The 20441-nt window shown below is 65.3% G+C and carries 18 protein-coding genes; 6 read left to right on the top strand and 12 right to left on the bottom strand.

Going from position 1 to position 20441, the window contains the following annotated elements:
- Window positions 1-53: 53 nt before the first annotated feature.
- A complete protein-coding gene (gene mfd / locus AC07U1_RS10815; RefSeq protein WP_495176521.1) occupies window positions 54-3548 on the bottom strand; it encodes a transcription-repair coupling factor in 3495 nt (1164 codons plus the stop codon).
- Complete coding sequence (locus tag AC07U1_RS10820) at window positions 3545-3811, bottom strand: FAD assembly factor SdhE (RefSeq protein WP_187141796.1); 267 nt, start codon at window positions 3809-3811, stop codon at window positions 3545-3547. Before AC07U1_RS10820 ends, mfd begins: the two co-directional genes overlap by 4 nt.
- A 75-nt stretch (window positions 3812-3886) precedes the next feature.
- Here AC07U1_RS10820 and recG point away from each other — a divergent pair, with 75 nt between their 5' ends.
- Window positions 3887-5953: an ATP-dependent DNA helicase RecG gene (recG, locus tag AC07U1_RS10825; protein ID WP_495176520.1), complete on the top strand. Its 2067-nt coding sequence runs from the start codon at window positions 3887-3889 to the stop codon at window positions 5951-5953.
- On the opposite strand, the gene AC07U1_RS10830 is transcribed toward recG, so the two are convergent.
- Window positions 5950-6288, bottom strand: a complete 339-nt coding sequence (locus AC07U1_RS10830) for a PilZ domain-containing protein (RefSeq protein ID WP_187141798.1) — start codon at window positions 6286-6288, stop codon at window positions 5950-5952. The two genes, recG and AC07U1_RS10830, sit on opposite strands and share 4 nt — an antisense overlap.
- A gap of 75 nt (window positions 6289-6363) precedes the next feature.
- A complete protein-coding gene (gene tyrS / locus AC07U1_RS10835) occupies window positions 6364-7587 on the bottom strand; it encodes a tyrosine--tRNA ligase (protein ID WP_495176519.1) in 1224 nt (407 codons plus the stop codon).
- 81 nt (window positions 7588-7668) lie between these two features.
- Between tyrS and AC07U1_RS10840 the strand changes: the two genes are divergently transcribed.
- Genes AC07U1_RS10840 through AC07U1_RS10850 form a run of 3 tightly spaced genes read left to right on the top strand, consistent with a single transcriptional unit; the run spans window position 7669 to window position 10656 of the window.
- Window positions 7669-8196: a DOMON-like domain-containing protein gene (locus tag AC07U1_RS10840; protein WP_495176518.1), complete on the top strand. Its 528-nt coding sequence runs from the start codon at window positions 7669-7671 to the stop codon at window positions 8194-8196.
- Window positions 8193-9401, top strand: coding sequence for an exo-beta-N-acetylmuramidase NamZ family protein (locus tag AC07U1_RS10845; RefSeq protein ID WP_495176517.1), 1209 nt, complete (start codon window positions 8193-8195; stop codon window positions 9399-9401). Before AC07U1_RS10840 ends, AC07U1_RS10845 begins: the two co-directional genes overlap by 4 nt.
- A 10-nt stretch (window positions 9402-9411) precedes the next feature.
- Window positions 9412-10656 (top strand): M24 family metallopeptidase, encoded by a 1245-nt coding sequence (locus AC07U1_RS10850; RefSeq protein ID WP_495176516.1) that lies wholly within the window; start codon window positions 9412-9414, stop codon window positions 10654-10656.
- Window positions 10657-10749: 93 nt separating this feature from the next.
- Here the strand turns inward: AC07U1_RS10850 and AC07U1_RS10855 are convergent, their stop codons facing one another.
- The 3 genes from AC07U1_RS10855 to AC07U1_RS10865 form a co-directional block, all read right to left on the bottom strand.
- A complete protein-coding gene (locus AC07U1_RS10855; protein WP_495176515.1) occupies window positions 10750-11616 on the bottom strand; it encodes a DUF817 domain-containing protein in 867 nt (288 codons plus the stop codon).
- The gene (locus AC07U1_RS10860; protein ID WP_495176514.1) at window positions 11609-12415 is read right to left on the bottom strand and encodes a lipid II flippase Amj family protein; all 807 of its coding nucleotides are present in this window, start codon (window positions 12413-12415) and stop codon (window positions 11609-11611) included. Before AC07U1_RS10860 ends, AC07U1_RS10855 begins: the two co-directional genes overlap by 8 nt.
- 159 nt (window positions 12416-12574) lie before the next feature.
- On the bottom strand, window positions 12575-13753 hold the full coding sequence (locus tag AC07U1_RS10865; RefSeq protein ID WP_056346489.1) for a vWA domain-containing protein: 1179 nt from the start codon (window positions 13751-13753) through the stop codon (window positions 12575-12577).
- Between the two features lie 386 nt (window positions 13754-14139).
- Here AC07U1_RS10865 and AC07U1_RS10870 point away from each other — a divergent pair, with 386 nt between their 5' ends.
- Entirely contained in the window at window positions 14140-14640 is a 501-nt protein-coding gene (locus AC07U1_RS10870; protein WP_492739609.1) for a hypothetical protein, read from the top strand.
- Between the two features lie 131 nt (window positions 14641-14771).
- Window positions 14772-16169, top strand: a complete 1398-nt coding sequence (locus tag AC07U1_RS10875; RefSeq protein ID WP_187141805.1) for a methyl-accepting chemotaxis protein — start codon at window positions 14772-14774, stop codon at window positions 16167-16169.
- 121 nt (window positions 16170-16290) lie between these two features.
- Here AC07U1_RS10875 and AC07U1_RS10880 read toward each other — a convergent pair whose 3' ends face one another.
- The 5 genes from AC07U1_RS10880 to AC07U1_RS10900 all read right to left on the bottom strand — a co-directional run bounded on the left by AC07U1_RS10880 (window position 16291) and on the right by AC07U1_RS10900 (window position 20372).
- Window positions 16291-17136, bottom strand: a complete 846-nt coding sequence (locus AC07U1_RS10880; RefSeq protein WP_495176513.1) for an AAA family ATPase — start codon at window positions 17134-17136, stop codon at window positions 16291-16293.
- Between the two features lie 82 nt (window positions 17137-17218).
- Window positions 17219-17890: a DUF6975 family protein gene (locus AC07U1_RS10885; protein ID WP_082545007.1), complete on the bottom strand. Its 672-nt coding sequence runs from the start codon at window positions 17888-17890 to the stop codon at window positions 17219-17221.
- Between the two features lie 247 nt (window positions 17891-18137).
- Window positions 18138-18434: a PspC domain-containing protein gene (locus AC07U1_RS10890; protein WP_495176512.1), complete on the bottom strand. Its 297-nt coding sequence runs from the start codon at window positions 18432-18434 to the stop codon at window positions 18138-18140.
- 313 nt (window positions 18435-18747) lie between these two features.
- The gene (locus tag AC07U1_RS10895; RefSeq protein ID WP_495176511.1) at window positions 18748-19524 is read right to left on the bottom strand and encodes a formyl transferase; all 777 of its coding nucleotides are present in this window, start codon (window positions 19522-19524) and stop codon (window positions 18748-18750) included.
- Window positions 19521-20372: a polysaccharide deacetylase family protein gene (locus AC07U1_RS10900; RefSeq protein ID WP_495176510.1), complete on the bottom strand. Its 852-nt coding sequence runs from the start codon at window positions 20370-20372 to the stop codon at window positions 19521-19523. Before AC07U1_RS10900 ends, AC07U1_RS10895 begins: the two co-directional genes overlap by 4 nt.
- Between the last annotated feature and the right edge of the window lie 69 nt (window positions 20373-20441).

Genomic DNA, 20441 nt, shown 5'->3' on the forward strand with positions numbered 1-20441 from the left:
CGAAGGCGGGGGCCCGCAAGGTGGCTGGCGGCCCCGCCTTCGCGGGGGCGACGCTAGCCCGCCTGCTTCGCCAGTTTCCCCAACCCCTTCGACAACTGCAGCGCGCCGTTCAGCCGCGCCCCCGTGCTCACCCAATCGCCGCTGATCGACAGCTTGTTGTCGGGGCGAATGCGCGCGCGGCCCTTCAGCCTTTCGACATAGGCAATCAGACCGGGAACGTTGGCGAACTGGTCGCCGTGGAAGCTGACGAGGGCGCCCTTCGTGCCGACGTCGAGCTTGGCGATGCCGGCGGCCTTGGCATTGGCCTTGATCTCCATCAGCTGGACGAGGTTCGCCGTTTCGGGCGGCAACGGGCCGAAACGGTCGATCATCTCGGCCGCGAAGGCGTCGAGCGCGGGACGATCCTGCGCGTCGTTGAGGCGGCGATACAGCGCCATGCGCAGCGGCAGGTCGGGGACATAATCCTCTGGAATCAGGATCGGCGCGTCGACGGTGATCGTCGGCGACAAGGCTTCGCGCGGTGGTAGCTTTCCGGCGCCCTCGGCCTTGGCAACCAAAATCGCTTCTTCGAGCATCGACTGGTAAAGTTCGAAACCGACCTCGCGGATATGCCCCGACTGCTCGTCACCGACGAGGTTGCCCGCACCGCGAATGTCGAGGTCGTGGCTCGCGAGCTGGAAACCCGCGCCCAATGTGTCGAGGTCGCCGAGCAATTTCAGCCGCTTTTCGGCGGTGTCGGTAATCGCGCCATGTTCGGGGGTGGTGAGATAGGCGTAAGCACGCGTTTTCGCGCGCCCGACGCGGCCGCGCAGCTGATACAGCTGGGCGAGGCCGAAACGGTCGGCGCGGTGGATGATCAGGGTATTGGCACTCGGAATGTCGAGACCGCTCTCGACGATGGTGGTCGACAACAGCACGTCATATTTGCGGTCGTAGAAGGCGCTCATCCGGTCCTCGACCTCGGTCGGGGTCATCTGGCCGTGCGCGACGACATATTTGATTTCGGGAACGCGGTTGCGCAGGAATTCCTCGATATCGGGCAGGTCCTTGATCCGCGGCACGACGAAGAAGCTCTGCCCGCCACGATCATGCTCGCGCAGCAACGCTTCGCGCAGCACGACCGCATCCCACGGCGCCACGTAAGTACGGACCGCCAGGCGATCGACCGGCGGCGTCTGGATCACGCTGAGTTCGCGCAGGCCGGACATGGCCATCTGCAAGGTGCGGGGGATCGGGGTTGCGGTGAGCGTCAGGACGTGGACGTCGGTCTTGAGCTGCTTCAACCGCTCCTTGTGGACGACGCCGAACCGTTGTTCCTCGTCGACGATGACTAGGCCGAGGTTCTTGAACTCGACCGATTTCGCGATCACCGCATGAGTGCCGATGACGATGTCGATCTGCCCGCTCGCCAGGCCGTCGCGCGTCTTCTGCGCCTCGGCGCCCGGGACAAGGCGCGACAGGCGGCCGACGTTGATCGGAAAGCCTTTGAAGCGCTCGACGAAGTTGGTGAAATGCTGGCGCGCCAGAAGCGTGGTCGGACAGACGAGTGCGACCTGCACCCCCGCCATCGCCGCGACGAAGGCGGCGCGCAGCGCGACTTCGGTCTTGCCGAAACCGACGTCGCCGCACACCAGCCGGTCCATCGGGCGCCCCGACGCCATGTCGGCGAGCACGTCGCCGATCGCGCGGTCCTGATCGTCGGTTTCCTGATAGGGGAAGCGGTCGGCGAAGGCGGGGTAGGCGGCGTCGGCGGTGAGCAATTCGCCCGAGCGCAACGCGCGCTGCGCCGCGGTCGCAAGCAGTTCGCCCGCGATCTCGCGAATACGCTCCTTCATCCGCGCCTTGCGGCGCTGCCAGGCTTCGCCGCCCAGCTTGTCGAGACCGACGCCGTCGCTCTCGCCGCCGTAGCGCGACAGGACGTCGAGGTTTTCGACCGGGACATAGAGCTTGTCGCCGCCCGAATAAGTGAGAGCGACGCAATCATGCGGGCTGTTGCCCACCGGGATCGAGGTCAGCCCCTCATAGCGCCCGATGCCATGGTCGAGATGGACGACGAGGTCGCCGACGCTGAGCGTCGCAAGTTCGGCAAGGAAGGCATCGGCGCTCTTGCGGCGCTTTTGCCGCCGGACAAGGCGCTCGCCGAGGATGTCCTGCTCGGTGAGCAGGCTGATCGCGTCGGACGCGAAGCCATGGTCGAGCGGCAGCACGACCATCGCGGTGGCGCCGCCGGTTTCGGCCGAGGCGGTGCCGAGCGCGTCCTGCCAGCCGTCGGCGGGGGCGAGCGAGGTCACGCCATGATCGCGCAGCAGCCCCGACAGGCGATCGCGCGCGCCGACCGAATAGCTGGCGATGATCGTCCGGCGCCCCTTGCGGCGTTCGTCCGACAGATGATCGGCGACCTTGTGATAGACGTTGAGGTCGGCGGCGCGTTCGGGGGTGAAATCGCGCGCGGCGAAGGTTTCGAGGTCGATGATCGTCGCCGCGGGCGGAACATCGAAGGGCGTGACAATGTGGATCGGGCGGCTGGCGGCGGCCGCAGCCCAATCCGTCTCGGTCAGGTAGAGCGTTTCGGGCGTCAGCGGGCGGTAGCTGCCCGGCGATTCGCGTTCGGCGGCGACGCGGTTGGCGTGATAGTCGGCGATCGCGGCGAAGCGCGTCTCGGCGGTCGCCTCGGTGCGGTGCCCACGCAGCACGGGGGTCGCGGGGTCGATATGGTCGAACAGGGTGGCGAGCCGTTCCTCGAACAGCGGCAACCAATGGTCCATGCCCGCCTGTCGCCGGCCCTCGCTGACCGCCTGATACAGCGGATCGCCAGTCGACTGCCCGCCAAACAGGTCGCGATAGGCCGAGCGGAAGCGCTTGATCGTCGCCTCGTCGAGCAGGGTTTCGGACGCGGGCAGCAATTGCAGCGCCTTGGCGGGGCCGAGGCTGCGCTGGTCGGCGGGATCGAAGCGGCGGATGCTTTCGATCTCGTCGCCGAAGAAATCGACCCGCAGCCCGTTTTCCTCGCCGGCGGGGAACAGGTCGAGGATACCGCCGCGCACCGCGAACTCGCCCTGGTCGGCGACGGTGTCGGCGCGGCTGAAGCCGTTGGCGACGAGCAGCTCGGCCAGCGCGTCGCGGTCGATCCGCTGACCTGCCGCCAGCGTCGTCGCGAGCTGGCGGATGCGGAACGGGGTCAGCGTGCGCTGGGTGATCGCGGCGACGGTGGTCAGGATCAGTTCGCCGCGTTTGGCGGGCTGTTGCAGCGCGGACAGCGTCGCCAGCCGGTCGGCGCTGACCCGCATCGACGGTCCGGCGCGATCATAGGGCAGGCAATCCCACGCCGGGAAGCGATGGACGGCGAGGTCGGGCGCAAAGAAGGGCGCAGCATCGGCGATCGCCTGCATCGCGGTATCGTCGGTCGCGACATAGACCAGCCTTTTGTCGCTGGCGCGCGCGAGGTCGGCGAGCAGCAGCGGCAGGAACCCGTCGGCGGCGCGCGCCAGTGTCAGCGGTGCGGGGGCCGACGCGATGGCGGCAAATATGTCGGCGGCGCTTCGCGTCATGGCAGCGGGATATAGTCCAGCCGACGCATCGCGGCGATCATCTCGGGGCGGTCGAGATGCGCGGGCGGTTCGCCGGTCCCGAGCGCCCAGCTCATGATGTCGACATCGTCCTCCTCGACGACGATTTCGTACCAGGCGATCTCGTCTTCGCTCCATTTGGCCGAATAGCGGTCGAAAAAGCCGCCGATCATATAGTCGGCCTCGCGCGTGCCGCGGTGCCAGGCACGGAATTTCAGGCGTTTGAGGCGGTCGGTGGCGGACATGGCGCGAATCCCGATAGCCCATGTCGCCGGGAGTGGCGCACGGGGCAAGCAAGCGATAGATGGGACGCAGTAGCCATGCGACCCGAGATACTCAATCCGCTCTTTGCCGCGCTGACCGACCTCAAGGGCGTCGGACCGCAGCTTGCCAAGCCGCTGACGCGGCTGGGGCTGGAACGCGTCGTCGACGTGCTGTTCCACCTGCCGACCGGACTGGTGCAACGCTATCCGATCGATCGGCTCGACGATGCGCAGGTCGGGCGGCAGATCATCGTCACGCTGACCGCGCAGGATTATCGCTCGGGCCGCAGCCCGCGCGCGCCGTTCGGGGTCGAGGCGTTCGACAGTGCGGGCGACCATGTCCGGCTCGTCTATTTCGGGCGCACCGGGGGGCTCGCCAAAAAACTCTTCCCGCTGGGGGAGGCGCGGCAGGTGTCGGGGCGGCTCGATGCCTATGGCGACATGCGCCAGATCGTCCATCCCGACCATGTCGCCGAGCCCGACAGTGCCGAGGTGATCGCGACGAGCGAAGCGGTCTATCCGCTGAGCGAGGGGCTGACCAATGCCCGGCTCAGGCAACTGGTCGAGATCGCGCTCGAACGGCGGCCGGACCTCGCCGAATGGATCGACGGGCCGCTGCTGGCGCTGCGTGAATGGCCGGCGTGGAACGAGGCGCTGACCCGCGCGCATGCCAGCCCGCACGACGCGGCGGCGCACGACCGGCTTGCCTATGACGAGATTTTCGCGAGCCAGGTTGCGCTGATGCTGATCCGGCAGGGGCTGCGCAACCGCAAGGGGCGCGCGATTGTCGGCGACGGGCGATTGACCGGCGCGCTGCGACTGCCGTTCGGCCTCACCGGCGCGCAGGAGCGGGTGGGGCGCGAGATCGCGGCCGACATGGCGCGCGATACGCCGATGCTGCGGATGCTGCAGGGCGATGTCGGGTCGGGCAAGACGCTCGTCGCGCTGCGCGCGATGCTGGCGGCGGTCGAGGCGGGAACGCAGGCGGCGCTGCTTGCGCCGACCGAGATCTTGGCGCGCCAGCATTTCGCGACCTTGCAGGCGATGCTCGCGGGGCTGCCGGTCACCATCGCGATCCTGACCGGGCGCGACAAGGGGCGGGTGCGCGAATCGACGCTGATGGGCCTCGCCGACGGCAGCATCGACATCCTTGTCGGCACCCACGCGATTTTCCAGGAGGCGGTGACCTATCGCGACCTCGCGCTCGTCGTGGTCGACGAACAGCATCGTTTCGGCGTCGCGCAGCGGCTGATGCTCACCGGCAAGGCGGCGCGTCCCCCGCACCTGTTGGTGATGACCGCGACCCCGATCCCGCGCACACTGCTGCTCGCCAACCATGGCGAGATGGACGTGTCGCGGATCGACGAAATGCCGCCGGGCCGCACCCCGGTCGACACGCGCGTCGTCTCGATCGATCGACTCGACGAAGTGGTCAGCGGGCTGGAACGGCATCTGGCGGGCGGCGCGCAGGCTTATTGGGTGTGCCCGCTCGTCGCCGAAAGCGAGGCCAGCGAATTGGCGGCGGCCGAGGAGCGCGCCGCGCTGCTGCGCCTGCGGCTCGGCGCCGATCGGGTCGGGCTGGTGCATGGCCGGATGAAGGGACCCGACAAGGATGCGGTGATGGCGCGCTTCCAGGCAGGCGAGATCGGCGTGCTGGTCGCGACCACGGTGATCGAGGTCGGGGTCGACGTGCCGGCGGCGAGCCTGATGGTGATCGAGCATGCAGAGAATTTCGGCCTCGCCCAGCTGCATCAGCTGCGCGGCCGCGTGGGGCGCGGTACCGCGAAATCGGTGTGCCTGTTGTTGCGCTCGCAGGCCCCGTCGGAAACCGCGCGCGAGCGGCTGGCGCTGATGCGCGACACCAATGACGGGTTCGTGATCGCCGAGAAGGATCTGGAACTGCGCGGCGGCGGCGAACTGCTCGGCCTCAAGCAGTCGGGCGATGCCGATTATCGCGTTGCTAGCCCAGAGCAACTGGTGCGCTTGTTGCCGATTGCCCATGACGACGCGCGCCTGTTCGTCGAGCGTGACGGCGGCATCGAAGGCGCCCGCGGCGAGGCGGTGCGGCTCTGTCTCTATCTGTTCGAACGCGACGCGGCGGTGCCGTTGCTGCGAAGCGGTTAGGCGTCGCCGCGGGCGCCCATCGCGCGGATCATCGGCAGGTAATCCTCGACCGCGATCATCTTTTCGAACTGCACCCCTGTCTTGCCGCCGAGCGACCAGATCACGCTGGCCGCGATGCGGCCGATGATCGGCATGCGGAACACGATCATGTCGCCGATCTCCAGACCGCGCTCGTAACGCATCAACAGGCCGTCGGCGCTGATATTGACGCAAGTGCACATTTCCTGGCCGCCGTCGGGCAGGATGAAGGGCAGGCGGCAATAGACGTCGCTACGCGCCGCGAGGCGCTGGTCGAGGCCGACATAATGGGCCTTGTTGGTGTCGATCTTACGCATGACGATGCCTTTGCTGGTCAGGCCGGGAGCATCGGACAGATTTCGCTAAGAATAGGTAAACGCTGCGGCAAGGTGTTAGCCGGTGACGAGGCCGTGCTTCTTGGCGCCGAGGCTCACCGGGACCGGCTCGGCGGCGGGCAGGATGACATGATTCGCGTCGCGGAGCACGACACCGCCCACCTTCACCGCGCCCTCGTCGAGCTTGCGCCGCGCTTCCTTGTTCGATGCCGCAAAGCCGAGTTCGCGCAGCGCGTCGAGGATGCGAATCCCCTCGGCGGGCGCCGCGACCTGTGGCAAGTCGCCGCCGATCTGGCCCTTTTCAAAGGTTTGCGCGGCGGTTTCCGATGCGGTCCGCGCGGCTTCTTCGCCGCGGCACAGCGCGGTCGCGGCATCGGCGAGGATTTTCTTCGCGTCGTTGATCGCGGCGCCCTCGAGCGTTTCGAGGCGCGAGATCTCGTCGATCGGCAGGTCGGTGAACAGGCGCAGGAACTTGCCGACGTCGCGGTCGTCGGTGTTGCGCCAGAACTGCCAATAGTCAAAATGGGACAGTTGCGCGGGATTGAGCCACACCGCGCCGGCGGCGGTTTTGCCCATCTTGGTACCTGCGGCGGTGGTCAGCAGCGGAGTCGTTAGCCCGAACAGGTCGGCGCCGTCCATGCGGCGGCCGAGTTCCATGCCGTTGACGATATTGCCCCACTGGTCGGAGCCGCCCATCTGCAACCGCACGCCCATTTGCTTCGACAGGTGGCGGAAGTCATAGCCTTGCAGGATCATGTAGTTGAATTCGAGGAAGGTCATCGGCTGTTCGCGCTCGAGCCGCAGCTTGACCGAATCGAAGGTCATCATGCGGTTGATCGTGAAGTGGGTGCCGACTTCCTGCAGCAGTTCGATATAGCCGAGCTGGCCGAGCCAGTCCTGGTTGTCGACCATCACCGCGTCGGTCGGGCCGTCGCCGAAGGTCAGATATTGCTGGAAGATGCTGAAGATCGACGCGATGTTCGCGGCGATCGTCTCATCCGACAGCATCTTGCGGCTCTCGTCGCGCCCGGTCGGATCGCCGATCCGCGTCGTCCCGCCGCCCATCAGCACGATCGGCTTGTGCCCCGTCTGCTGCAGCCGGCGCAGCATCATGATCTGCACTAGGCTGCCGACATGCAACGAGGGTGCGGTCGCATCGAAGCCGATATAGGCGGGAATGATCTGCTGCGCGGCGAGGGCGTCGAGACCATCGGCATCGGTGGTCTGGTGGATGTAGCCGCGCTCGTCGAGCACGCGCAGAAGATCGGATTTGTAGGTCATAGCGGGCGGGCGCTTAGCATGCGCGCGAAATTCCTCAAACCCGTCATTCCCGCGTTCGTGCGATTGGCGTAGGGATAGGGCATGCTGTTGACTTGCCACCCCGACACGCCTTGCTCGGCCGACCTGTTCCTTTCGGTCGATGCGGTCCGCAACCAGCCGGGATCGCTTTACCTGCGCTTCATCATCGACGGCGAGATGGACAGGATCGTCATGCCGCCGCGCCGCGCTCTCGGGCGCACCGACGGGCTGTGGCAGACGACCTGCTGCGAGGCGTTCGTGAAGCCTGCGGGGCGCAGCGACTATCTGGAATTCAACCTGTCGCCCTCGACCGGCTGGGCGTCCTATCGGTTCGACGATTATCGCGCCGGGATGCGCGAGGCCGATGTGGTCCCCGATTTCGACCGCGTCGGCGGCATAATTCAGGCGCTGTTCGACTTTTCGGGCCAGCCCGGCCTCGACGATGCCGACTGGCAGGTCGGCCTGTCGGTGGTGATCGAGGAGAAGACCGGCACCAAAAGCTATTGGGCGCTGGCTCACGCCCCCGGCAAACCCGACTTCCATCATCCCGATTGCTTTGCGCTGACGCTTGGGGCACCCGATTCGGCATGACTGTCCAATTCGGTATCGACCGCCTGCTCGCCGACCCCGCGCTTCGCAAACCGCTCGAGGGCCAGCGCGTCGCGTTGCTCGCGCATCCGGCGTCGGTCACCGCCGACCTGACGCACAGCCTCGATGCCTTGGTCGCAGCCGAGATCAACGTCACCGCGGTATTCGGGCCGCAGCATGGCGTGCGCGGCGACCTGCAGGACAATATGATGGAGTCGCCCGACTTCACCGACCCGACTTACGGCATGCCGGTGTTCAGCCTCTATGGCGAAGTACGCCGCCCGTCGGGGCAGTCGATGCACACGTTCGACGTGATGCTGGTCGACTTGCAGGATCTGGGGTGCCGCATCTACACCTATGTGACGACCTTGCTCTATATCCTCGAAGCCGCGGCGGAGCATGGCAAAGCCGTGTGGGTGCTCGACCGGCCGAACCCGGCGGGGCGTCCGGTCGAGGGGACGTTGCTGCAGCCGGGCTGGGAGAGCTTCGTCGGCGCGGGACCGATGGCGATGCGCCACGGGCTGACGATGGGCGAGATGGGGCGCTGGTTCATCCGGCACTTCAACCTCGACGTCGATTATCGCGTGATCGGGATGGAGGGGTGGCAGCCCGATGGACCGGGCTTTGGCTGGCCGGCCGACCGCGTGTGGATCAACCCCAGCCCCAATGCCGCGAACCTCAACATGGCGCGCGCCTATGCGGGGACGGTGATGATCGAGGGTGCGACGCTTAGCGAGGGCAGGGGCACGACGCGCCCGCTCGAACTGTTCGGGGCGCCCGATATCGACGCCAAGGCGGTGATCGCCGAGATGCAGCGGCTGGCGCCCGAATGGCTCGCGGGATGCAAGCTGCGCGACATCTGGTTCGAGCCGACCTTCCACAAGCATATGAAGGTGCTGAACAGCGGAGTGTTCATCCATGCCGAGGGGGCGTGGTACGACCATGCCGCGTTCCGGCCCTGGCGGGTGCAGGCGCTGGGGTTTAAGGCGATCCGCTCGCTGTACCCCGACTATCCGATCTGGCGCGGCACCGACTTCAAATATGAATATACCGACGATGTGCTGGCGATCGACGTGATCAACGGCGGCAGCGGCTTGCGCACGTGGGTCGACGATGCCGGGGCGGTGGCGGGCGATCTCGATGCGCTGGCCGGGCCCGACGAGGCGGCATGGCGCGAAGAGATCGCCGACCTGCTGATCTATGTATGAGGGGATGACGATGCAGCGGCGGCACTTTCTGGGGACTGCGGCGCTGACCGGGCTGGCGACGACGTTGCCGGCGTCTGTGCTCGCGGTCGACACGGCGGGTCTGTCCAACCTCGCGGCGAAGGCGGTGCCGATCGGCAAGGCCGAGCGGCAGGCGCGGATCGCCAAGGCGAAGGAACTGATGGCGGCGAACGATATCGGCGCGCTGCTGATCGAGCCGGGGTCGAGCCTCATCTATTTCACCGGCGTGCAATGGTGGCGGAGTGAGCGGCTGACCGCCGCGGTGCTGACGCGCGAAGGCGAGGTGGCCATCGTCACGCCGTTCTTTGAGGAACCGTCGGTGCGCGAGAGCCTGGGCATCGAGGCCGAAGTGCTGACGTGGAACGAGGATGAGAACCCGCTCGCTGCGGTTGCTGCCTGGCTTGGCAAGCGCGGGCTGGCCAAGGGACGGATCGGGGTCGAGGAAACGGTGCGCTATTTTGCGGTCGATGGACTCAAAAAGGCGATGCCGGATGCGACGGTGGTCAACGGTGCCCCCGTGGTGCGCGGGTGCCGGATGCACAAATCGGCGGCTGAGATCGCGCTGATGCAGGTCGCCGCTGACATCACGCTCGCTGCTTATCGCCACACCGCGCCGCGGGTCGAGGTGGGGATGACCCCGGCCGATATCGGCGGACTCATGAAGGCCGCGACGCAGGCGCTGGGCGGGCAGAGCGAGTTCGAGCTGATCCTGCTTGGTGAGGCGAGCGCCTATCCGCATGGGTCCGGCAAGCCGCAGGCGGTGAAGGACGGCGAGGTCGTGCTGATGGATTGCGGCGCGACCGTTCATGGCTATCAGTCCGACATCTCGCGGACCTTCGTCAATGGCAAGGCAAGCCCCCGCCAGCGGCAGGTGTGGGACCAGATGCGCAAGGGGCAGGATGTCGCCTTCGCCGCGGCGAAGCTGGGCACGCCAGCGGGGCAGGTCGATGACGCGGTGCGCGCTTATTATCAGGGGCTGGGCTGGGGGCCGGGATACAAGCTCCCTGGAACATCGCATCGCACCGGCCACGGCATCGGGCTCGACGGGCACGAGCCGGTCAATCTGGTGCATGGCGAAACGACGCCGTTGGCGCCGGGCATGTGTTTCTCGAACGAACCGGGAATCTACATTCCCGGCGAGTTCGGGATCAGGCTCGAGGATTGCTTTTTCATGACCGAGAGCGGACCGAAATGGTTCAGCGAACCGCCGCCGTCGATCGACCGGCCGTTCGACTAACCCGTCGCCCCCGTGAAGGTGGGGGCCGCCAGCGGTTTACGCGTCGATGCCGAGCAAGGCCGACAACGGCCCCCGCCTTCGCGGGGGCGACGGTTATCCAGCGGTATCCGGCGCCTTCGGTCGTTGCACCAAGCTGACCAGCACGAACGAGATGATCATCAGCAGATACCAGCTGCCGAGCTTTTCGACGCCGACCATATGCCAGCCATCGTCCTGACTTGGATAGGTCCAAGCGCGGGCGAAGGTCCCGATATTCTCGGCGAACCAGATGAACAGCGCGACGAGGCCCCAGCCGACGAGCAGCGGCATGCGGCGGTGGATGTGGAGCGGGCGGAACCACACCTGACAGCGCCAGAAAAGCAAGGCGGTCGCCGCGAACAGCAGCCAGCGGATGTCGGGCAGCCAGTGATGTGCGAAGAAATTGATATAGATCGCCGCAGCCAGCACATAGGTCGCCCAGATTTGCGGATAGCCGGTGTAGCGGAAGTCGAAGATGCGCCAGACGCGGGCGATGAAGCTGCCGACCGCGGCGTACATGAAGCCCGAGAAGAGTGGCACCGCGCCGATGTGGAGCAGGCTCGCCTCGGGATATTGCCATGAGCCCGCCGCGGTCTTGAACAATTCCATCACCGTGCCGACGATGTGGAAGATCAGGATGACGAGCGCTTCCTTTGGCGTTTCGAGCCGGAAGGCGAGCATGGCGAACTGGATCAGGATCGCGCCAATGGTGATCGCGTCGTAGCGGTGGATCGCGGCATTCTCGGGCCAGAAGAGATGGGTGCCGAGCAACAACGCCAGCATCAGCGCGCCAAACAGGCACGCCCAACCCTGTTTGAAGCCGAAGACGAGAAATTCGAGGAACCAGCCGCGCGGTCCCGGTTCGACCGCCATCGCCTCCAACCGGGAACGGACGGTGTGGAAGCGGCTATGGCTGCCGCCATCCAAGCCCGGTTCAGACATGGACCGCGACGTAGGCGATCAGCATGGCGGCGGGCAGCAGCAAGGCCTGAGCGAGGATCGTGCCGGCGAGGCGGCTCAGCGAGATGAAGGTGATCGCGCGGCGGAAATCGGCCTCGTCGACTTTGCCTTCGACCGCGTCGTCGGTCATCACCGACAATTGCGGGTCGATGAAGGCGAAGAGCAGGATGGTCGCGAAGCCGTTGATCAGTGCCGACAGCTGCGACGCGGTGACGCGGAATTCGGGGGCGAGATAGCCGGCGTAGAGCGAGGCGACGACGCCGACGGCGAGCAGCGACTGCGCGAGGCAATTGGCGATCAGCACACCCCAGCCGATGCCCTTGGGCATCTTCCACGTCTTGAGGTGCGACAGGCTGGGGAGGGTGAGCGACTGGCGCAAGGTGCGCAGCCCGCTCGGACTCATGGCCTTCAGCGCGAGCTTCGTGGTCGAGCGGTTGCTCTGGTACCAGCCGATCGCTGCGGCGAACATGCGCTGGCCGGTGGGCACGAGCAGGATGCCGACGAGCGTCGCGACACTCGCCGCGGCGAGGACGAATTGCATGTCGATGAAGAGCGAGACGCCGCTGCCGTCGTGGATGCGGGTCTCGATCCGCTTGGCAAGGAAGGGGCCGAGGAAGCTGTTCGAGGTGCGCGAAAAGAGCACGAGGATGTTGAACAACGCGAACGACATCGCGATCCGCCGCGTGCGGACGCCGGCGATGCGCGCGGCATAGGCGAGCGCGCCGATCAGGTTGATGAAGCCGGTGAGCAAGAGGATGGTCAGGAGGGGGAGGTCGAACATGGGGGCCTAGCGCAGCGGGGCAGGAAAAAACCGTTCGTGTCGAGCGAAGTCGGGACACCCGTCGACAGCGCACGGCATCGGGGTGTCTCGACTTCGCTCGACACGAACGGGATTAGGAGGTTCGGAAGAAATCGTCACGGCCAATTTTGGCCGCCGCCGTCAATGCTTTCGCGTCAGTTCGCGCGTCGCCTTGTCGAGGCCTTCGAGGGTCAGCCCATACATGCGGTCGTTCATCAGCTGTTTGATCAGCTTGACCGACTGGGTGTAGCCCCAATGCTGTTCGGGCACCGGGTTCAGCCACACCGCGGCGGGATAGACATGGGTGATCCGCTGGAGCCAGACCGCGCCCGATTCCTCGTTGAAATGTTCGACGCTGCCGCCCGGGTGGGTGATTTCATAAGCGCTCATCGACGCGTCGCCGACGAATATCACTTTGTAATCATGACCATATTTGTGGAGAATGTCCCACATCTGGTGGCGTTCGGACCAGCGGCGCTTGTTGTCCTTCCACACGCCTTCATACGGGCAATTGTGGAAGTAGAAGAATTCGAGATTCTTGAACTCGGTCGTCGCGGCGCTGAACAATTCCTCGCACAGCTTGATGAACGGATCCATCGACCCGCCGACGTCGAGGAACAGCAGCAGTTTGACCGCATTGCGCCGTTCGGGACGCATCTGGATGTCGAGCCAGCCCTGGCGTGCTGTGCCGTCGATCGTGCCCGGGATGTCGAGTTCGTCGGCGGCGCCCTCGCGCGCGAATTTGCGCAGACGGCGGAGCGCGATCTTGATGTTGCGGGTGCCGAGTTCCTTGGTGTTGTCGAGATTGGCGAACTCGCGCTTTTCCCAGACCTTCAGCGCGCGCTTGTGCTTGCTTTCGCCGCCGATGCGCACGCCCTCGGGGTTATAGCCCGAATTGCCGAAGGGCGAGGTGCCGCCGGTGCCGATCCATTTGCTGCCGCCCTCGTGGCGCTTTTGCTGTTCCTCGAGCCGCTCCTTCAGCGTCTCCATGATCTTGTCCCAGTCGCCGAGCGACTCGATCGCGGCCATTTCCTCAGGCGTCAGGAACTTCTCGGCGACGGCTTTCAGCCAGTCGGCGGGGACGTCGACGGGGTTCTGGCCATAATCGGTGAGCAGGCCCTTGAAGACCTTGTTGAACACCTGGTCGAAGCGGTCGAGGAGGCCCTCGTCCTTCACATAGATCGCGCGGCTGAGGTAATAGAATTGCTCGGGGCTGCGGTCGATCGCCTCGCGGTCGAGCGCCTCCAGCAGGAGCAGATGCTCCTTCATGCTCACGGGAATGCCCGCGGTGCGGAGTTCTTCGAGGAAGCCGAACAGCATGGCTATGGCCTATCGTGTCGCGGGGGCGGGCGCAACTGCTTTACGTAAACGGAAAGGGCGTCGCGTCGGGAAGAGGAAATGGCGGAAAACTGCGCAACTTCATTCGCGAATTGCGGTGGCGACGTGGATTGGCTGCTCGCATAAAGCCACAAAAGCCCCGCATGAACGCGCTCCAAGTGAGGCCTTTGTGGCCTTAAGGCGACAAAGGATACGGTCGTGCGCGTCCGGAATGTCTCCTTTGTCGCGCTAAGGCGGGGGTGCCGGGAGATCCGGGAAATGGGGGTCGGGTTGCGAGGCCGGGTCATCCAACAGGGTAGATCATGGCGGGATTTATTAGGAAAGCGGTTTTTGATCGGGTTGGCGCAAATGGCAGCTAACGACCGATTGTGGACGTTGCCCTGTCGTGGCAGAAGAAAGTTGTGTTCTCGTTCTTGTTATCTTTGGCGGTTACCGCTCAAACTCCGGGGTATGATATTTTCGAGCCCGGTAGGACCGCCATTATCTTTTCGACCATTGAGCATTCTGAGTGGTGCCCCGCTGGCAATGTGCGAATAGACTTGGTCACTGGCGAATTTGCGCTCACCCCGAGAGCGCCGCGGGAGGTCTGCCAAAATGCGGGTTTAGAAAGGTCTTCTAAGAGCGGGCGCCTAGATACGGCACGGCTTGAAGAAGTTAGGCGAGCGTATCTGAACGCGCAGTCTGCGGGGTTGGATATCTGCATCGACGATTTCATCCCTGAATCAATCATTGTTAGCAATGGCGGCACGCCCATTCTTGCCCTGACCAGCGGAGCCTATACGTTGGCCGCTCCCGAAAAGTTACAATGCTGGAGCGACGAAGCTAATAAGCTGGATCGCACCTTGAACGAAATTTTCGGCGCTTCTTAGGGCATAAACCCAGATAATCTTGATGACGGCTTTCCACCCCAAAGCCGACCTTTGACGCTCTCCGCCCCATTGACCCCGCGTTAACCATTATCGGTCATCACCTGCGGATTAATCCAAAGGTGGGTGGCGCAATGAAATTCGAGTCCATAAATCCGGCGGCTCCGATCCTCGACCAGTCGGTCGCGGGCGACTGCGGCGAGCTTGCCGTCGGGTGCAGCGAGGCGGCGGGGCGGATCAAGCGCTCGACCGACCAGATGGATCGCCAGATCGTCGAACTCGGGCGGCTCGAGGAGTTCGTCGTCAGCCTCGAGGCCGACCAGCGCCAGATCGCCGATTCGACCGACGAGGCGAAATTGCTGTCGGCGCGCGCCTGCGAACAACTCGATACCGGCGCCGAGCGCGTCAACACCGCGGTCACCGAATTCCGGTCGGTCATCGACCTCGTCGCGCGCCTCGGCACCCACGTCACCAATTTCGCCGCGGTGATGGCGCAGGTGCAGCAGGTCAGCCAGTCGATCGAACAGATCGCCAAGACCACCAACATGCTGGCGCTCAACGCGGCGATCGAGGCCGAGCGCGCCGGCGACGCCGGGCGGACCTTCGCGGTGGTCGCCGCCGAGGTGAAGAAGCTGGCGCAGAATACGCGCAGCGCGACCGACGAAATCCGCCGCAGCATCGGCAGTCTCGCCGCCGAAGCGGGCGGGCTGGTCACCGAAATCCAGTCGGGGGTCGAACAGTCGAGCCGTGCCGAAGCGCAGTTCGAGACGATCACCGACGCGCTGCACGATGCGACGCATCTCGTCGCGCTGCTCGACGACCAGAGCGACCGCATCGCGCAGTCGAGCGCGATGGTTCATGCCAATGGTGCGAAGGTTCGCGACGCGGTCGACCGCGTCGTCACCTCGGTGCGCGACAATAGTGCCACTTTGGGCGGTACCCGCGATTCGATCCTCAAGATGGAAAATGTGTCGAACCGCATGTTCAACGCGGTGATTTCGGCCGGGGTCAGCCCGCGCGATTCGGCCGTGGTCGACCTCGCCGCGCGGGTGCGCGACCAGTTCGTCGCTATCGCCGAGCTGGCGGTCGCCAAGGGCGAGCTGTCGATGGAGCAATTGTTCGACCAGAATTATGTCCGCGTGCCGGGGTCGAACCCCGAGCGGTTCCGCACCAGCCTGTGCGATTGGGCCGACACCAACTGGCGGCCGTTGTTCGACCATATCGTGAGCAACCATCCCGAGGTGAAGATGTCGTCGGCGGGCGACATGAACGGATTCCTGCCGACGCACATCACGGACTGCTCGCGCGCGCCGACCGGCGACGTCGTCCATGACACCGCGCACTGCCGCAACGGCCGCATCCTGTTCGACGACACCGACAAGGCGGCGAAAAAGAGCCAGGCGCCCTATTTCATGGCGGTCTATCGCCAGGAAGGCGACGGCACCAATTATGTCACGGTGCGCAACGTTTACATGCCGGTGGTGATCAACGGGCGCCGCTGGGGCGACGTTGAGGTGGCGTACCAGCTCTAACCAGCTTTGTAGCCTATACCCCACGCCCGTTCGTATCGAGCGAAGTCGAGATACGTCCGGCGCTGCGTTCGCGTGTCTCGACTTCGCTCGACACAAACGGCAGTAGGGGTGGTGTAGGCCTTCAGTTGCCCTGACGGCGCGCCATGAAGGCGAGCTTTTCGAACAGCATCACGTCCTGCTCGTTCTTGAGCAGCGCGCCGTGGAGCGGCGGGATCGCCTTGCCGACGTCACGGTTCTGGAGGACTTCGATCGGCATATCCTCGTTGAGGAGCAATTTCAGCCAATCGATCAGTTCGCTGGTCGAGGGCTTTTTCTTGAGGCCGGGGACGTCGCGGACTTCGTAGAAGATGTCCATCGCGCGGCTGACCAGCGTCTTCTGGATGCCCGGGAAGTGAACCTCGACGATCGATGCCATCGTGTCGCGGTCGGGGAATTTGATATAATGGAAGAAACAGCGGCGCAGGAAGGCGTCGGGCAGTTCCTTTTCATTGTTCGAGGTGATGACGACGATCGGGCGTTCCTTCGCGACGATCGTCTCGTCGGTCTCATAGACGTGGAACGCCATGCGATCGAGTTCCTGAAGCAGGTCGTTCGGGAATTCGATGTCGGCCTTGTCGATTTCGTCGATCAGCAGCACGGGCAGCTTGGGGGCGGTGAACGCCTCCCACAATTTGCCCTTGCGGATATAGTTGCGGATGTCGTGGACGCGCTCTTCGCCGAGCTGGCCGTCGCGCAGCCGTGCAACCGCGTCATATTCATACAGGCCCTGCTGCGCCTTGGTGGTCGATTTGATGTTCCAGGTGATCAGCGGCGCGTCGAACGCTTTCGCGATTTCCTCGGCCAGCACGGTCTTGCCCGTGCCGGGTTCGCCCTTCACGAGCAGCGGGCGGCGCAGCAGCGTCGCGGCGTTGACCGCGACCTTGAGGTCGTCGGTGGCGATATAAGCGCTGGTACCTTCGAAACGCATGGCCGGAGAGCCTTTCCCTTAACGTGAACGTCAAGGGGCATAGCGAGGGTGTCGGGAGCGCGCAAGCGCGCCTGACGAAGCGTCAGCTAATCGCGCGGCTCGCGGCGCGGGCTTCGAGCAGGTCCCACAGGCCGCTGTGCTGCGCGACCAGTTGCTGCGCGCCGAACAGCATGGCGCGTTCGGCGGCAGGGGTGTCGGCGACCGCGCCGGCGAGCCGCGCGGTATCGCGCAGGTCGGGCAGGGTGCAGCGCGGCGGCGCCATGTCGAGCCGCTGGGCGCTGATGTCGAGCAGGACGCGGATCGTGCGCCAGTCGAGCGTCAATGCGATCGCTGCGCCGACAGCGCAGCCGTGGCGGTCCGATTCGGCGAGCATGTCGAGCGCCTTGCGCTGCGCCGCGACGGCCGCTTCGCACTGGTCCTGCCCCTGGGTGCTCGGTACCGGGCCGACCGCGGCGGCGATTTTCGACAGGAAGGCGCGTTCCTCGACAAAGGCTTCGGCGGCCTCGTCCATCCATACGCGTGAAACGGGGTCGACCGCCTTGCGCGCCGCGCTGTCGATCACGCCCGGATGGCGGCCATGGAGCAGGCACAGGAAATGCACGGCGTCGGCGAGGTTGCGCATCGCGTCGGGGCCGTTCGACAGTCCGCCGCTGCGGACGTGGCGGTGCGCGCCGGTGCCGTCGCTGGCGACCAGCGTATCGAGCATTTCGGCGACGCTGCGCGTCTGCGGCTGGAACTGGGGCGATTGGCTCAACGCTTCATCCTTGGCTTCGGGCAGCATCGGCTGCCGAACTTCAACCACCAGCCATAAAGCAACGTCGTAAACACCACGTTTATAGGCGGCACGCCAATCGACGAATCCTTGTGTCAGTCAGAGACACAAGAGACCGGCAAGCGGGGGATGCTTGCCGGTCCCTGGTGCTGCACCGGCCCGTTATGGGGCGGTGCGGATCGGTGCGCGGGCGGGCGCGGGGGAGAGGGAGGGCCCACCCGGGCGCCGGTCAAGCCGCGAGGGCGAATTCCTTGCCTTGTTCCTCGGCGCGTTCGCGCGTCGCGACCGCGGTGAGCGCCGGCTGTGCGGCGGCAGCGGCCTTCTTCGCGGGGAAGATCAGGCGCGAGGCGAGGACGATCAGGCCGAGGCCGAAATAGACGGCGAAGGTCTGAACCGGGAAGAAGAAGAGCGGGGCGATGAAGGCGACCCGGAACCATGTCGGGTTGATCCCGAAATCCTGGCCGAGGGCCTCGCAGATCCCGAACATCGTGTCGCGGCGGCGGAAGAGGTTGGTTTCGGTTTCCATTTTTTCGTCTTTCCTGGGGCCGCGGGGGCCGCCCCGCGTTCATGCCCATAGCTAAGCAACGGGCGTGCCAATTTTACTCTTTCCCGAATTTCCGAGGCTTTTTCGTCGCGCTGGCGCGGCGATGACCGCCTGGGTCCGGGTGATTTCCCACCGAGTGGGAATATCGGCCATTTGTTCGGAGCGTGCGTGCGGCAGCTCCTATCGCTGTCGCGGCGCCGCGTCGTCGCATCGGCCGGGCCGCTATTTGGGAGGCGAAGGTGAAGATTATAAGACCGGCAAGAAAAATAATTGTGCAGCGCACAAAATCTGGTGGTCAGCCTTGCCGGCTTTCGCGCCACAGCCGCTTGTTGTTGCGTTCGATACGCAGATATTGGCCGAAGGTCGGGGTGGTGAAGTGCCGATCGGCCTTTTGCGCCGTCGCCGCCGCGGCGTGGGCGTCCCAGTCGGCGAGCAGCGCGGCAAAGGCCTCGGGCAATTGCTCACGCACCTTGTCGTTGGTGCGGCGGATCGTGTCGGCGAGTTTCGGCTGGAAGTCGATGTCGACCGCGCGTTTGTAAAGGATCTCGCCGGTGTCGATGCCCTTGTCGATGCGGTGGATCGTATAGCCGGTCCGGGTGCGCCCGAAATAGATCGGCCAGATCACGCTCTGCGCGCCCGGATATTCGGGGAGCAGTTCGCCGTGGAAATTGACGAAGCCCTGATGCGGCACGGTGAAGACGCGCGAGGCGATGTAGCTGTTGCCGACCGACAGGCCGACATCGGGGGCATATTGCTTCAGCGCCGCGACCGTTTCGTCGCAATTGACCCGCGGCACGGTGACGACGGGAATGCCATGCGCCTTCGCGACCTCGCGCGCGTCGGTGCGCATGTCATGGCCGAACCATTTGCGGATTCGGATGCCGTTGAGCGCGCCGAGCAGGCCGATCTTCCACATCTTTTGCAGCATCTTCTTGCGGCTGCGTTTGGCGACGACGGTTTCGGAGACGATCAGGCAGACGAGTTCGATCTCGGGCACGCGGGTGAGCCGGTCGAGCACGACGCCCGAGCCGCCGATCGGGCCGCTGGTCATCAAAGCGACGCGCAGGGTCATGCCTCGCGAAACCCCCGCGCCCAGACCATCAGTTCGTGGAGCGGCCAGTGGAATTCGAGCTGGTGGCGCGGGATGTCCATGACGTCGGTCGCGCCGGGCCGCACCGCGCCGCGCACCGCACTGAAATTGCTGGTGAATCCTGCGTCTGCGATCGCTTTGCGTCCGGCGTCGTCGATGTCGGTCGCGGTGCCATATGGCCAGGCGAAGCTGTCGCACGGCTGGCCGACATGGCCTTCGATGATCGCCCTGGCGCCGGTGATTTCGTCGGCGAGCCTGGCGCCGTCGCCCGATATCTTCGACAGCCGTGCATGGGTGCGGGTGTGGCAGCCGATCTCGCCGATCCCCTCGGCAGCGGCTTTCGCCTGCGGCCAGTCGAGGGTGCGGACGCGCGCGCGATAGGCGGGCATATGCGCGAAATAGCGGTTCAGCGTGTCGGGGTCGGCGTCGATCAGGTCGGTCGCGACGAACATGGTATAGGGGACGCGCTCGTCCTCCATCACCGGCCCGCCGTCCTCATAGACGCTGGCGAAGCCATCGTCGAAGCTGAGGTGGAAGAAGCGGCCGTCGGATGGCCTGCCGTCGGCGATGATCGTGCGCAGCGTTGCGGTATCGACGAACTCGCCCTCCTGCTTCGCGGCGCGCAGGAAGGCACGAAAGGTCGGCACCGTGTCGGAAAACACCGCATGGGCGTAGAGGCAGCGCACGAAGGGCGTCGTTGCCGGCCCTTGCCGCAGCGCCTCCAGACGGATCCGCGCTGCGCGCGCCGCGCCGCGCGCTTTGGCGCGCCAGCCGCTGACGGGCGCCCAGGCTTCGGCGGCGGTTTCGGCGAAGGTGGTTGGGTCGCGCATCGTCACGCCAATGGCAAATCATCGGCGGGGGCACAAAGTATTTGTCGCGGTGCTTCGATCGACGCGCGC

The organism is Sphingopyxis sp. GW821-FHT02C12 (assembly GCF_059421785.1).

What these genes read in the sequence shown, in the direction of transcription:
- mfd (WP_495176521.1), bottom strand. Translation starts at nt 3,548, where the DNA reads ATGACGCGAAGCGCCGCCGACATATTTGCCGCCATCGCGTCGGCCCCC.
- AC07U1_RS10820 (WP_187141796.1), bottom strand. Translation starts at nt 3,811, where the DNA reads ATGTCCGCCACCGACCGCCTCAAACGCCTGAAATTCCGTGCCTGGCAC.
- recG (WP_495176520.1), top strand. Translation starts at nt 3,887, where the DNA reads ATGCGACCCGAGATACTCAATCCGCTCTTTGCCGCGCTGACCGACCTC.
- AC07U1_RS10830 (WP_187141798.1), bottom strand. Translation starts at nt 6,288, where the DNA reads ATGCGTAAGATCGACACCAACAAGGCCCATTATGTCGGCCTCGACCAG.
- tyrS (WP_495176519.1), bottom strand. Translation starts at nt 7,587, where the DNA reads ATGACCTACAAATCCGATCTTCTGCGCGTGCTCGACGAGCGCGGCTAC.
- AC07U1_RS10840 (WP_495176518.1), top strand. Translation starts at nt 7,669, where the DNA reads ATGCTGTTGACTTGCCACCCCGACACGCCTTGCTCGGCCGACCTGTTC.
- AC07U1_RS10845 (WP_495176517.1), top strand. Translation starts at nt 8,193, where the DNA reads ATGACTGTCCAATTCGGTATCGACCGCCTGCTCGCCGACCCCGCGCTT.
- AC07U1_RS10850 (WP_495176516.1), top strand. Translation starts at nt 9,412, where the DNA reads ATGCAGCGGCGGCACTTTCTGGGGACTGCGGCGCTGACCGGGCTGGCG.
- AC07U1_RS10855 (WP_495176515.1), bottom strand. Translation starts at nt 11,616, where the DNA reads ATGTCTGAACCGGGCTTGGATGGCGGCAGCCATAGCCGCTTCCACACC.
- AC07U1_RS10860 (WP_495176514.1), bottom strand. Translation starts at nt 12,415, where the DNA reads ATGTTCGACCTCCCCCTCCTGACCATCCTCTTGCTCACCGGCTTCATC.
- AC07U1_RS10865 (WP_056346489.1), bottom strand. Translation starts at nt 13,753, where the DNA reads ATGCTGTTCGGCTTCCTCGAAGAACTCCGCACCGCGGGCATTCCCGTG.
- AC07U1_RS10875 (WP_187141805.1), top strand. Translation starts at nt 14,772, where the DNA reads ATGAAATTCGAGTCCATAAATCCGGCGGCTCCGATCCTCGACCAGTCG.
- AC07U1_RS10880 (WP_495176513.1), bottom strand. Translation starts at nt 17,136, where the DNA reads ATGCGTTTCGAAGGTACCAGCGCTTATATCGCCACCGACGACCTCAAG.
- AC07U1_RS10890 (WP_495176512.1), bottom strand. Translation starts at nt 18,434, where the DNA reads ATGGAAACCGAAACCAACCTCTTCCGCCGCCGCGACACGATGTTCGGG.
- AC07U1_RS10895 (WP_495176511.1), bottom strand. Translation starts at nt 19,524, where the DNA reads ATGACCCTGCGCGTCGCTTTGATGACCAGCGGCCCGATCGGCGGCTCG.
- AC07U1_RS10900 (WP_495176510.1), bottom strand. Translation starts at nt 20,372, where the DNA reads ATGCGCGACCCAACCACCTTCGCCGAAACCGCCGCCGAAGCCTGGGCG.